Here is a 12872-nt window from a genome sequence, read left to right as displayed (position 1 = left end):
TATCAACGAGATATAACGCGGCGGTACGCGCTAAGTGGCAAAGAGGATAAGTTTTACAAATCGTCGTCGATAAAAAGCGCTCGCTGGCGAAAAACAGTGGATTGACAATGTTTTTGCCGGTGGCATGATGCGCACGCAATCTGAACTTCCTCACGGTTTTAACCCATGACCACCTATACCCGGCCAGTGCTTTTATTGCTCTGTGGCCTGATGCTGTTGACCCTGGCTATCGCGACGCTGAACACGCTCGTGCCCCTTTGGCTCGCCCATGAAAATCTGCCTACCTGGCAGGTCGGCATGGTTGGCTCCTCCTATTTCACCGGCAACCTGCTGGGCACATTACTGACCGGTCGACTGATCCGCCAGATGGGCTTTAACCGCAGCTACTACATCGCGTCGCTGATTTTCGCCGCAGGCTGCGTCGGGTTAGGGCTGATGGTGGGTTTCTGGAGCTGGATGATTTGGCGTTTTATCGCCGGCGTCGGCTGCGCCATGATTTGGGTGGTGGTGGAGAGCGCGCTGATGTCCAGCGGCACCTCTCAAAACCGTGGTCGCCTGCTGGCGGCCTATATGATGGTTTACTATATCGGCACCGTGCTTGGCCAACTGATGGTCAGCAAACTGCCAACCGAACTGATGAGCGTGCTGCCGTGGGTTACCGGTATGGTGCTGGCGGCAATGCTGCCGCTGCTCTTTACGCGTATCGTTAATCAGCACAGCGAAGAGCAGGTGGCTTCTTCAATCTGGCCGATGCTGCGTCTGCGTCAGGCGCGCCTTGGCGTTAATGGCTGCATCATCTCCGGGATTATCCTCGGCTCGCTCTATGGCCTGATGCCGCTCTATCTGTCGCATCAGGGCGTAAGCGACTCCGGCATTGGTTTCTGGATGGCGCTGATGGTCAGTGCAGGGATCATCGGTCAGTGGCCGATTGGCCGCATCGCCGACCGCTTTGGTCGCTTGCTGGTGCTCCGCGTGCAGGTCTTTGTGGTGATCATCGGCTGCTTCGGCATGCTGAGCAACGCGGCAATGGCACCGGCGCTGTTTGTGCTGGGCACGGCAGGCTTTACTCTCTACCCGGTGGCAATGGCCTGGGCCTGTGAAAAAGTTGAACACCATCAACTGGTGGCAATGAATCAGGCGCTGCTGCTGAGCTATACCATTGGCAGCCTGCTGGGGCCGACGCTCACTTCTATGCTGATGCAGAGCTACTCTGACAACCTGCTGTTTGTGATGATTGCTGGCGTATCGCTGGTCTACCTGGTGATGCTGATGCGCAAAGCGGGCCACCACCCGACGCCGGTGGCACACGCCTGACGGTTCTCCGGCTCATCCGGCAGACAACAAAAAAGCCACAACATAACGTTGTGGCTTTTTTATTCGTTTCGCGGCTCAATACATCACTTTATGGCCGTACTGCTCGAGGATCCCTTTCACGCGCTCCATGGTCTCTTTCTTCGGCGGGTGAATGCCATCCAGCTTGTACTCTTCGCCCATCGCCACCCATTTGTGTTTGCCAAGCTCATGGTAGGGCAGCAGTTCGATTTTCTCGACGTTGCCCATGTCGCGGGTAAACTCGCCGAGACGGTGCGCGGAGTCGTCATCATCTGACCAGCCCGGCACGACGACGTAGCGGATCCAGACCTTAATCCCTTTCTTCGCCAGATACTGGGCGAACTCCAGCGTGCGATGGTTGGAGACGCCGACCAGATTCTGGTGGATCTCATCATTCATCTGTTTCAGATCGAGCATCACCAGATCGGTGACCTCCAGCAACTCATCGATCACCGGATCGTAGCGGCGAACAAAGCCGTTGGTATCAAGGCAGGTGTGAATACCCTCTTTTTTACAGGCGCGGAACCAGTCACGGACGAACTCCGCCTGCAAAATCGCTTCGCCGCCCGAGGCAGTCACACCGCCGCCGGAAGCATTCATAAAATGGCGATAGGCCACCACGTCTTTCATCAGCTCTTCAACGGTGATCTCTTTACCGCCATGGGTATCCCAGGTATCACGGTTATGGCAGTAAAGGCAGCGCATCAGGCAGCCCTGAAAGAAGGTAATAAAGCGGATGCCCGGGCCGTCGACCGTACCGCAGGATTCGAAGGAGTGTATGCGACCAATAGCTGACATTGCGGTGTTTTCTCCAGATGTGGCCCATCCGGGGCCTGTGTCTGTGCAGTTTCATTCCTTCTGCACTAAGTCTGTTTTGGCAGGCATCCGGTAAACAGATGGCTGACGAAGCAGGCTGTGGTTGTGAAAAAGGCCCCACAGACGTGGAGCCTTTAGTGTACGCTTTTTACAAGCTTCTTTCAGCCAATACCATTACATGGTCTGGGTGAAAGTACGGGTAATCACGTCCTGCTGCTGCTCTTTAGTCAGGGAGTTAAAGCGTACAGCGTAACCGGAAACGCGGATGGTCAGCTGCGGATATTTCTCCGGGTTTTCCATCGCGTCGAGCAGCATTTCGCGGTTCATGACGTTGACGTTGAGGTGCTGACCACCTTCGATTGAGGCTTCATGGTGGAAGTAACCATCCATCAGGCCTGCGAGGTTAGTTTTACGCACTTCATCATCTTTACCCAGCGCGTTCGGCACGATAGAGAAGGTGTAAGAGATACCATCTTTCGCGTAGGCAAACGGCAGTTTTGCAACGGAGGTCAGAGAGGCAACAGCACCTTTCTGGTCACGGCCGTGCATCGGGTTAGCACCCGGTCCAAACGGTGCACCAGCGCGACGACCATCCGGGGTGTTACCGGTTTTCTTACCATACACAACGTTAGAGGTGATGGTCAGAACCGACTGAGTCGGGATCGCGTTGCGGTAGGTGGTCAGTTTCTGAATTTTCTTCATGAAACGTTCTACCAGGTCAACCGCCATGTCATCGACGCGGGCGTCGTTGTTACCAAACTGCGGGTATTCGCCTTCGATTTCGAAGTCGATAGCCAGACCGTCTTCGTCACGAATCGGTTTAACTTTCGCATATTTGATAGCAGACAGGGAGTCAGCGGCAACTGACAGACCAGCGATACCGCAAGCCATGGTGCGAACTACGTCACGATCGTGCAGCGCCATCAGAGAGGCTTCGTAGCTGTACTTGTCGTGCATGTAGTGGATAACGTTCAGGGCGGTGACATACTGTTTAGCCAGCCAGTCCATAAAGTGATCCATACGTTCCATCACTTCGTCGAACTTCAGCAGGTCGCCTTTGATAGGTTCAGATTTCGGACCTACCTGCATTTTCAGTTTTTCATCCACGCCGCCGTTGATAGCGTACAGCATGGTTTTCGCCAGGTTTGCACGGGCACCGAAGAACTGCATCTGTTTGCCGACAACCATCGGGCTTACGCAGCAGGCAATCGCGTAGTCATCGTTGTTGAAGTCCGGACGCATCAGGTCATCGTTCTCATATTGCAGAGAAGAGGTGTCGATGGAGACTTTAGCAGCGAATTTTTTGAAGTTCAGCGGCAGTTTTTCAGACCACAGAACGGTGATGTTCGGCTCCGGAGACGGCCCCATGGTGTAAAGGGTGTTCAGGAAGCGGAAGCTGTTTTTGGAAACCAGAGTACGGCCATCAACGCCCATACCACCGATAGATTCAGTTGCCCAAATCGGGTCGCCAGAGAAGAGTTCATCATACTCAGGAGTACGCAGGAAGCGGACCATACGCAGTTTCATGACCAGGTGGTCAATCATTTCCTGTGCGTCCTGCTCGGTGATTTTGCCCGCTTTCAGGTCACGTTCAATGTAAACGTCCAGGAAGGTGGAGACGCGACCGAAGGACATTGCAGCGCCGTTCTGAGACTTAACCGCGGCCAGGTAGCCGAAGTAGGTCCACTGAATTGCTTCCTGAGCGGTGGTTGCCGGACCGGAGATATCGCAGCCATATTTTGCTGCCATCTCTTTGATCTGACCCAGCGCGCGGTGCTGTTCAGCAATCTCTTCGCGCAGACGGATAGTCGCTTCCAGGTTTACGCCGTTTTCCAGGTCAGACTGCAGAGACTGGAACTGGGCATATTTGTCTTTCATCAGGAAGTCGATACCGTACAGCGCAACGCGACGGTAGTCACCGATGATACGACCACGGCCGTAGGCGTCCGGCAGACCGGTCAGCACGCCAGATTTACGGCAGTTCAGGATATCTTTGGTGTAAACATCGAATACGCCCTGGTTGTGGGTTTTACGGTATTCGGTGAAGATTTTTTTCAGCTGCGGGTCCAGTTCGCGGTTGTACGCTTTGCAGGAACCTTCAACCATTTTGATGCCGCCAAACGGGATGATCGCGCGTTTCAGCGGTGCTTCGGTCTGCAGACCAACGATCTTCTCAAGCTGCTTGTTGATGTACCCTGCATCATGAGAAGTGATAGTGGAAGCAACGGAGGTGTCGAAATCAACTGGCGCATGCGTGCGGTTTTCCAGTTTCACGCCTTCCATGACTTTGTCCCACAGCTTGGTGGTCGCGTCAGTGGCGCCCGCCAGGAAGGACTCGTCACCTTCGTACGGAGTGTAGTTTTTCTGGATAAAATCACGTACGTTTACAGCGTTTTGCCATTCACCTTGAGTAAAACCTTCCCAGGCTGCGGCTAATTTTTCGTTAAGTTCGGACATGTAACACCTACCTTCTTAAGTGGATTTTTTATTTACTGCCTGAAACGATCTTTAGTGGTGATCGTTGCCACGCAGGTAAATGACCCAGTATGTCAACCCGACCAGTAAGCCTCCACCGATGATGTTCCCGATTGTTACCGGGATCAGGTTATCGGTAATAAAGTTCATTACGGTCAGGTGAGAAAAACTTTCCGGGCTGGAACCTACGGCGGTCCAGAACTCCGGGCTTGCAAAGTTGCGAATCACGATGCCCATCGGGATCATAAACATGTTCGCGATACTGTGCTCAAAACCGCTGGCGACAAACATCGCAACCGGCAGCACCATAATCATTGCTTTATCCATCAGGCTGCGGCCGGAGTAACTCATCCATACCGCCATGCAGACCATCAGGTTCGCGAGGATACCTAACGCCACCGCTTCGACGAAGGTGTGGTGCACCTTGTGGTCGGCGGTCTGCAATACGTTTAAGCCCCAGCCGCCGTTGGCGACCATATATTCGCCGGAGAGCCACATTAATAAGACGAAGAGCAGCGCACCCACCAGGTTACCAACGTAAACGTTGATCCAGTTTCGAGCCAGTTGCCCCCAGGTGATGCGCCCGCTGGCTTTTGCCACAACAATCAGCACCGTGGAGGTAAAGAGGTCGGCGCCGCAGATAATGCAGAGAATCAACCCAAGTGAGAAACAGATGCCGCCGATAAGTTTAGCAATGCCGTAAGGCATCGTTGCTGTACCGGTGGTAGCCGTTATATAGAAAACGAACGCAATGGAGATAAACACACCGGCGGTGATCGCCAGGTAGAAGGTCTTAAGCGGATGTTTAGTCGCTTTATAGACACCAGCCTCTTCGGCCACTTTGGCCATCTCTGCTGGAAGTATAAGATCAAAAGGGTTGTCAGCTTTCACACTAACTCTCTCTTTATTAAGTCGGCGACGAGATACTAACAAAGCATTATAGAAGACAAATTGATATGGATCATATCTCGCCTGGCTTATAGGACCGCAAAGCGTATGGTTTTTCTGCTAAAGCGGAGTAACGTGTTGATTATCAAAATAAAAATAAATTTTAAAATTTATAAGAAGCGTTGAATTTTTTTGTGCACTCCTCCGTTAATGGTTAATTAATATGGAGTAATTGCTATTAGAAGTAACAATGTTAACGCTGAAAATATAATTATATTCACCCGCGGTTAACTTAAATATTACATTTAAGATTCATCAGCAAAATATAATAAAAAAGGGGCAATAAAATTGCCCCGTAATATAGCGTAGACTTGCGAATAAGCCTACCGGTTGTAGTGTTATTTATCGTTACTTAGACCAGTAAGCGACTTTCGCACGTTGTAATTTTTCGTAAGCGGCTAACAGCGACTGATGAGCCGGGAATGCCTGCAGGGTGCCGTCGGCAGGCTGCAGATCGTAAAACGACGCTTCACCGCTGAGGGCGGCACTGGCGGCTTCCACGGCCTGTGCGCCATACATGCGCACAAAGGCGTTAAGGTATTGCAGCGGTTGGCGCTCCTCTTCCTGCGCCAGCAGGAGCAGCGTTTGCAGGCAGCGGTAGTAGTTGGCGCGCTCAGGGCTGAAGATTGAGGCGTTAAACTCAATCGTCCACTCGGTCCAGGCCAGTGCCTGATCGAGATCGCCGCCCGCCAGCGCTAGCATCGCTTTCAGTTCGCCAATGCGCAGGGTGTACCAGCCGTTATCTTTGCCCGTTGCCAGACCCAGCAGCTCACGCACGCGCGTAAAGTCATCGTGACCTTCATCATCCAGTTGGGCGATAAGATCGAGATAGGCCTCTTTATCCCACTCGCTGCCAGGCAGGGAGAGGATAGTTTCGCGCAGGTGCGTACCCATGGTGTTATTCGCCAGCCACAGATCTTCCGCCGGATAGATATCCGACATGCCCGGCACCAGAATACGGCAGGCGTAGACGCCCAGGTGCTCGTAATCCGCGATGTAAACCTCTTTATCTTCCTTCTGGAAGATACTCATCAGCGTCGCGAACTCCTCTTCCGTGGTGCCAGCAAAGCTCCAGTCGACAAACGGATAATCGGCATCCTGTTTAAACAGATCCCAGGAGATGAGACCGCTTGAGTCGATAAAGTGCGTTTCAAGGTTGGCGTGTTCTGCCACTTCTTCATCATCGAAGGTCGGCGGGGTAAAGACATCCAGATCCTTCAGACCGCGGCCCTGCAGCAGTTCCGTAACCGTACGCTCCAGCGCCACGCCGAAGTCCGGGTGCGCGCCAAACGAGGCGAAGCAGGTACCATTCGCCGGGTTGAACAGCACCACGCAGATCACCGGATAGTTACCGCCCAGCGAGCCGTCGTAGGCAAAGATGGGGAAACCTTCCGCTTCCAGTTTGGCAATCGCTTCGACCACGCCCGGATAGCGCGCCAGCACCTCCTGCGGGATCTCCGGCAGGCTGATGCTCTCGGCGATAATGCGGTTTTTAATGTGACGTTCGAAAACTTCAGACAGCCCCTGCACGCGCGCTTCGTTACGGGTGTTGCCCGCTGACATGCCGTTGGAGACATAGAGGTTGCCGACGATATTCATCGGGATATAGACCGTCTGCTCATCCGACTGGCGGGTAAACGGCAGGGCGCAGATCCCGCGCTCTTCATTACCGGATTGCAGATCAATCAGCATACCGGCGGCCAGTTCGTTTTCCGGATCGTAGTAGGCGCGCAGACGCGCATCGAGAATGCCTTCCGGCAGCGAGTCATCTTCCGGCAGCGGGAACCACTTCTCATTCGGATAGTGGACAAACGGCCCCTGGGCAATGGCGTCGCCAAGCCAGAAATCAGCAAAGAAGTAGTTGGTGGAGAGACGTTCGAAATATTCGCCGAGCGCGGAGGCCAGCGCCGCTTTCTTCGTGGCACCTTTACCATTGGTAAAGCAGAGCGCGCACTCTTTATCGCGGATATGCACCGACCAGACGTTTGGCACAGGGTTTAGCCAGGAGGCCTCTTCAATATTGAAACCGAGATCGGTCAGTTTCTGCTGAAAGCGGGCGATGGAGTCTTCCAGCGCGGCGTCTTTACCGGGGATAAATGTTTGGGTCATGGCGGTCACTTTTTTCGTACGTAAAGCGCGCAATGATACGGGTTTTACGTGGCAGGCGCTATCGTCCTTCGTGGTGCGGCGAAAATAAAAGTTCTGGCTATGCTTATCAGGAGTAACTCACTGTTAAGGCAATAAAAATGAAAGCGTTTGACCTGCATCGCATGGCGCTCGACAAAGTTCCCCTCGAATTTCTGGGCGAAGTAGCGCTCCGCAGTCTCTACACCTTTGTGCTGGTTTTTCTGTTCCTTAAAATCACCGGCCGACGCGGCGTACGGCAGATGTCGTTGTTTGAAGTGTTGATTATTTTGACTCTCGGTTCGGCGGCGGGCGACGTCGCGTTCTATGATGATGTCCCCATGCTGCCGGTGCTGGTGGTCTTTATTACTCTCGCGCTGCTTTACCGTCTGGTGATGTGGCTGATGTCGCACAGCGAAAAGCTGGAGGATCTGCTGGAGGGTAAGCCGATCGTCATTATTAAAGAGGGCGAGCTGGAGTGGGAGAGGCTGCATAAAGAGAACATGACAGAGTTTGAGTTCTTTATGGAGCTGCGCAACAGCGGCGTCGAACAGCTCGGGCAGGTGCGGCTGGCGATCATGGAGACCAACGGTCAGCTCAGCGTCTATTACTACATTGATGAAGAGGTCAAACCCGGGTTGTGCATTCTGCCAGAGGGGTGCAGCGAGCGTTTTATCACCGTGCCGGAAGCGGGCGATTATGTTTGCGTCCGCTGCAGTAAAATTTCTGCGTTGCAGGCGGGTGAAAAAAAAGCCTGCCCGCGCTGCGCAAATCCGGAATGGTCGAAGGCCAGCAGGGCGATTCGCGTCACATAACAGGGTTTTTATCGGAACTGCTTTCGACTGACAAAACATTCTGCTATGTGATGGGACGCACAACTTTCCCCTGCCTCTGATTACTCGTTGCGGCCTGTGGCGGTGAATGATAAAACCGATGTCACAGGAAAAACGTTTTGCTTTATAGGGTGGTAAGGGGAAATGACGCAGGTTTTCAATTTTAGTTCTGGCCCGGCCGTATTACCGGCGGATGTGCTTAAGCAGGCTCAGCAGGAGTTATGCGACTGGCAAGGTCTCGGCACGTCGGTGATGGAAATCAGCCACCGTGGCAAAGAGTTTATCCAGGTGGCGGAAGAGGCAGAAAAGGATTTTCGCGATCTGCTCAATATCCCCTCCAACTATAAAGTGCTGTTTTGTCACGGCGGCGGGCGCGGCCAGTTCGCTGGCGTTCCGCTCAATCTGCTGGGTGATAAAACCACGGCGGATTATGTCGATGCCGGTTACTGGGCGGCCAGCGCAGTCAAAGAGGCGAAGAAGTACTGCACGCCAAACGTCATTGATGCCAAAACCACTCTCGACGGCCTGCGCGCGGTTAAACCGATGCGCGACTGGCAGCTGAGCGACAACGCAGCCTATCTGCACTACTGCCCGAACGAAACTATCGACGGCATTGCCATTGACGAAACGCCGGACTTTGGCGATGTAGTAGTGGCTGCGGATTTCTCCTCTACCATTCTTTCTGCTCCGCTTGATGTCAGCCGCTTTGGCGTGATCTACGCCGGTGCGCAGAAAAACATTGGCCCGGCAGGATTAACGCTGGTGATTGTACGTGAAGATCTGCTCGGTAAAGCGCACCAGTCCTGCCCGTCGATTCTTGATTACAGCGTGCTTAACGATAACGATTCAATGTTCAACACCCCGCCGACCTTTGCCTGGTACCTCTCCGGCCTGGTATTTAAATGGCTGAAGCAGCAGGGTGGCGTGGCGGCAATGGACCGCATCAACCAGCAAAAAGCCGATCTGCTGTATGGCGTGATCGACGGTAGTGATTTCTACCGTAACGATGTGGCTAAGGCGAACCGCTCGCGCATGAACGTGCCTTTCCAACTGGCTGACAGCGCGCTCGATAAACTCTTCCTCGAAGAGTCCTTCGCAGCTGGTCTGCACGCGCTGAAAGGCCACCGTGTGGTGGGCGGCATGCGTGCTTCCATCTATAACGCCATGCCGCTGGCGGGCGTGCAGGCGCTGACGGACTTTATGGTTGAGTTCGAACGCCGTCACGGTTAATGCAGTAATGACGATCCCCGTAGCCCCGCTGCGGGGTTTTATTTTGTCCGTAGAGAGTGAAGTTTCATGGAATCCCTGACGTTACAACCCATCGCGCGCGTGGATGGCACCATCAATCTGCCTGGTTCAAAGAGTGTTTCAAACCGCGCCTTGCTGCTTGCCGCATTTGCCCGTGGCACTACCGTGCTGACCAACCTGCTGGACAGCGACGATGTTCGCCATATGCTCAATGCCCTGACTACGCTGGGGGTTCACTATACGCTGTCAGCCGATCGCACACGCTGTGAAGTGACCGGCGTGGGTGGCCCGCTGAAGGCGGCAGAAAGAGTTGAGTTATTCCTCGGTAATGCCGGCACGGCAATGCGTCCGCTGGCCGCCGCGCTCTGCCTTGGCGACGGCGATGTGGTGTTGACCGGCGAGCCGCGCATGAAAGAGCGCCCGATTGGCCATCTCGTTGACGCGCTGCGTCAGGGCGGGGCGAAGATTGATTACCTTGAGCAGGAGCACTATCCGCCTCTGCGCCTGCGCGGCGGGTTTAACGGCGGCGAAGTGAGCGTTGATGGCAGCGTCTCCAGCCAGTTCTTAACCGCGCTGCTGATGACCGCGCCGCTGGCACCGCAGGATACGGTGATCACCATCAAAGGCGATCTGGTGTCGAAACCCTATATCGACATTACTCTGCATCTGATGAAAACTTTTGGCGTTGACATTGATAACCAGCAGTACCAGCGTTTTGTCGTGCGTGGCGGGCAGCACTACCAGTCGCCGGGCCACTACCTGGTTGAAGGCGATGCCTCTTCGGCCTCCTACTTCCTTGCGGCGGCGGCCATTAAGGGCGGGACGGTCAAGGTGACCGGTATTGGCCGTAATAGCGTGCAGGGCGATATTCGTTTCGCCGACGTGCTGGAAAAAATGGGCGCGACCGTAGTCTGGGGCGAGGACTATATTTCCTGCTCGCGTGGCGAACTGAACGCCATCGATATGGACATGAACCACATTCCCGATGCGGCGATGACCATCGCCACCTCGGCGCTCTTCGCGAAAGGCACCACCACGCTGCGTAATATCTACAACTGGCGCGTGAAGGAGACCGATCGCCTCTTCGCCATGGCGACGGAGCTGCGTAAAGTGGGCGCAACGGTGGAGGAGGGCGAAGACTTTATTCGCGTGACCCCGCCGGCCGCGCTGCAGGTTGCAGAGATTGGCACCTATAACGATCACCGCATGGCGATGTGTTTCTCGCTGGTGGCGCTGTCGGATACGCCGGTCACCATTCTCGATCCGAAATGCACGGCGAAAACCTTCCCGGATTACTTCGAGCAGTTAGCGCGTATCAGTACGCCTGCCTGATATTCTTACCGCCCCGCATCCTCTGCGGGGCCAGTTACCCGCCATTGTTGAGAGGGTGAAAAGCCGCTGCGCTGTGCTACCATCTGCGCGGGACTCTTTCCCTCAATTCAGTTAGTTAATACATGGACTGTCAATGAAAAAAACAATGATTTTTAGCTGCCTCGTAGCAGCAACGCTGGTCTCTGGTTGTAAGAACATGGGTGGTATTGATACGGATGCGCTGACCAAATCCGGTATGTCTGCTTATAAAGCGGCGACGCTGAGCGACGCGGATGTGAAAACGCTTTCTGAGCAGTCATGTGCTGAGATGGACAAGCAAAACACCATCGCGCCTGCATCGAGCACCTACGCGAAGCGTCTGAACAAGATTGCTAAAGCGCTGGGCAACAACATCGATGGCACGCCGGTCACTTACAAAGTCTATATGACTAAAGAAGTGAACGCGTGGGCGATGGCGAACGGCTGTATCCGTGTCTATAGCGGTCTGATGGACATGATGACCAACAACGAAGTTGAAGCGGTTCTGGGCCATGAAATGGGCCACGTTGCGCTGGGTCATAGCCGTAAAGCGATGCAAACCGCGTACGCCACACTGGCCGCGCGTGATGCGATCTCCGCCAGCAGCGCGGCAGGTGCACAGCTCTCCCAGTCTCAGCTGGGCGATCTGGGTGAGAACCTGATCAACTCTGCCTTCTCCCGTAGCCAGGAGTCCGCAGCGGATGATTTCTCCTACGATCTGCTGAAAAAACGTAACATCAGCCGTCAGGGTCTGGTCACCAGCTTTGACAAGCTGGCGAAGCTTGATGCCGGTTCTGAGAAATCAATGTTTGATTCTCACCCGCCGTCAGCCGAGCGTGCGAAGCATATCCGCGACCGTATCGCCGCAGATAGCAAGAAGTAAGTTTTATTCCGGGCTGGTGCAAATCAGCCCGTACTCCCGCGCAATTAATCTACACTCAGCCTCATACTCTTCCGTTATTCGCACGCAGCAGTAACTTTCGTGCGCGTTGGCGCGTATAATGCGCGGCGTTATATAACGATATGCCTTGATTAAGGAGAAAAAGATGACGGCAATTGCCCCGGTAATCACCATTGATGGGCCAAGCGGTGCGGGAAAAGGCACGCTTTGCAAGGCAATGGCGGAAGCGTTGCAATGGCATCTGTTAGATTCAGGCGCAATTTATCGTGTGCTGGCGCTGGCCGCACTGCATCATCACGTTGATGTCTCTTCGGAAGATGTACTGGTGCCGCTCGCCGTGCACCTGGATGTGCGTTTTGTCTCAACCGACGGTCATCTGGAAGTGATCCTCGAAGGCGAAGATGTCAGCGGCGAAATTCGTACTCAGGAAGTGGCTAATGCCGCGTCGCAGATTGCTGCGTTCCCGCGCGTGCGTGAGGCGCTGTTGCGTCGCCAGCGCGCCTTCCGTGAAGCGCCCGGTCTTATTGCCGATGGCCGCGATATGGGCACGGTGGTTTTCCCCGATGCGCCGGTAAAAATTTTCCTCGACGCCTCGGCGGACGAGCGTGCGCATCGCCGCATGCTACAGTTGCAGGAGAAGGGCTTTAGTGTTAACTTTGAACGCCTTTTGGCTGAGATAAAGGAACGAGACGACCGCGATCGTAATCGTCCTGTTGCACCGCTGGTTCCCGCTGCCGATGCTTTAGTGCTGGATTCTACCCGCTTAAGCATTGAGCAAGTGATTGAAAAAGCGCTACAATACGCCCGCCAAAAGTTGGCTCTCGCATAAGCGACCGAATTCGTAG

10 protein-coding genes are annotated in these 12872 nt (G+C 54.2%); 6 read left to right on the top strand and 4 right to left on the bottom strand.

Annotated features, from left to right (window positions below; all coding sequences use genetic code 11):
• Positions 1 to 165: 165 nt before the first annotated feature.
• A complete protein-coding gene (locus N7V53_RS02870) occupies positions 166 to 1314 on the top strand; it encodes an MFS transporter (protein ID WP_279791969.1) in 1149 nt (382 codons plus the stop codon).
• Positions 1315 to 1389: 75 nt separating this feature from the next.
• On the opposite strand, the gene pflA is transcribed toward N7V53_RS02870, so the two are convergent.
• From pflA to ycaO, 4 genes are all read right to left on the bottom strand, one after another.
• Positions 1390 to 2130 (bottom strand): pyruvate formate lyase 1-activating protein, encoded by a 741-nt coding sequence (pflA, locus tag N7V53_RS02865; protein ID WP_023481584.1) that lies wholly within the window; start codon positions 2128 to 2130, stop codon positions 1390 to 1392.
• A 192-nt stretch (positions 2131 to 2322) separates the two neighbouring features.
• Positions 2323 to 4605: a formate C-acetyltransferase gene (gene pflB / locus N7V53_RS02860; RefSeq protein ID WP_023481517.1), complete on the bottom strand. Its 2283-nt coding sequence runs from the start codon at positions 4603 to 4605 to the stop codon at positions 2323 to 2325.
• 51 nt (positions 4606 to 4656) lie between these two features.
• Entirely contained in the window at positions 4657 to 5514 is an 858-nt protein-coding gene (gene focA / locus N7V53_RS02855; RefSeq protein ID WP_270220603.1) for a formate transporter FocA, read from the bottom strand.
• A 405-nt stretch (positions 5515 to 5919) separates the two neighbouring features.
• A complete protein-coding gene (ycaO, locus tag N7V53_RS02850) occupies positions 5920 to 7680 on the bottom strand; it encodes a 30S ribosomal protein S12 methylthiotransferase accessory factor YcaO (RefSeq protein ID WP_279791965.1) in 1761 nt (586 codons plus the stop codon).
• Positions 7681 to 7817: 137 nt separating this feature from the next.
• Here ycaO and N7V53_RS02845 point away from each other — a divergent pair, with 137 nt between their 5' ends.
• From N7V53_RS02845 to cmk, 5 genes are all read left to right on the top strand, one after another.
• A complete protein-coding gene (locus tag N7V53_RS02845) occupies positions 7818 to 8510 on the top strand; it encodes a DUF421 domain-containing protein (protein ID WP_023481687.1) in 693 nt (230 codons plus the stop codon).
• 162 nt (positions 8511 to 8672) lie between these two features.
• On the top strand, positions 8673 to 9758 hold the full coding sequence (gene serC, locus N7V53_RS02840) for a 3-phosphoserine/phosphohydroxythreonine transaminase (protein WP_023481286.1): 1086 nt from the start codon (positions 8673 to 8675) through the stop codon (positions 9756 to 9758).
• Between the two features lie 66 nt (positions 9759 to 9824).
• Positions 9825 to 11108: a 3-phosphoshikimate 1-carboxyvinyltransferase gene (gene aroA / locus N7V53_RS02835; protein ID WP_279791962.1), complete on the top strand. Its 1284-nt coding sequence runs from the start codon at positions 9825 to 9827 to the stop codon at positions 11106 to 11108.
• A gap of 133 nt (positions 11109 to 11241) precedes the next feature.
• Entirely contained in the window at positions 11242 to 12009 is a 768-nt protein-coding gene (locus N7V53_RS02830) for a M48 family metallopeptidase (RefSeq protein WP_023481474.1), read from the top strand.
• Positions 12010 to 12172: 163 nt separating this feature from the next.
• A complete protein-coding gene (gene cmk, locus N7V53_RS02825) occupies positions 12173 to 12856 on the top strand; it encodes a (d)CMP kinase (protein ID WP_023481374.1) in 684 nt (227 codons plus the stop codon).
• Positions 12857 to 12872: the final 16 nt, after the last annotated feature.

The organism is Kosakonia sp. HypNH10, from assembly GCF_029850615.1.
Classification (GTDB): Bacteria; Pseudomonadota; Gammaproteobacteria; order Enterobacterales; family Enterobacteriaceae; genus Kosakonia; species Kosakonia cowanii.
Note: the sequence above shows the minus strand (reverse complement) of the source record. Positions and strands in the feature narration are given on the sequence as shown.

Excerpts from the sequence above, each read along its gene's own strand:
- N7V53_RS02870 (WP_279791969.1), top strand. The coding sequence starts at position 166 with ATGACCACCTATACCCGGCCAGTGCTTTTATTGCTCTGTGGCCTGATG.
- pflA (WP_023481584.1), bottom strand. The coding sequence starts at position 2,130 with ATGTCAGCTATTGGTCGCATACACTCCTTCGAATCCTGCGGTACGGTC.
- pflB (WP_023481517.1), bottom strand. The coding sequence starts at position 4,605 with ATGTCCGAACTTAACGAAAAATTAGCCGCAGCCTGGGAAGGTTTTACT.
- ycaO (WP_279791965.1), bottom strand. The coding sequence starts at position 7,680 with ATGACCCAAACATTTATCCCCGGTAAAGACGCCGCGCTGGAAGACTCC.
- N7V53_RS02845 (WP_023481687.1), top strand. The coding sequence starts at position 7,818 with ATGAAAGCGTTTGACCTGCATCGCATGGCGCTCGACAAAGTTCCCCTC.
- serC (WP_023481286.1), top strand. The coding sequence starts at position 8,673 with ATGACGCAGGTTTTCAATTTTAGTTCTGGCCCGGCCGTATTACCGGCG.
- aroA (WP_279791962.1), top strand. The coding sequence starts at position 9,825 with ATGGAATCCCTGACGTTACAACCCATCGCGCGCGTGGATGGCACCATC.
- N7V53_RS02830 (WP_023481474.1), top strand. The coding sequence starts at position 11,242 with ATGAAAAAAACAATGATTTTTAGCTGCCTCGTAGCAGCAACGCTGGTC.
- cmk (WP_023481374.1), top strand. The coding sequence starts at position 12,173 with ATGACGGCAATTGCCCCGGTAATCACCATTGATGGGCCAAGCGGTGCG.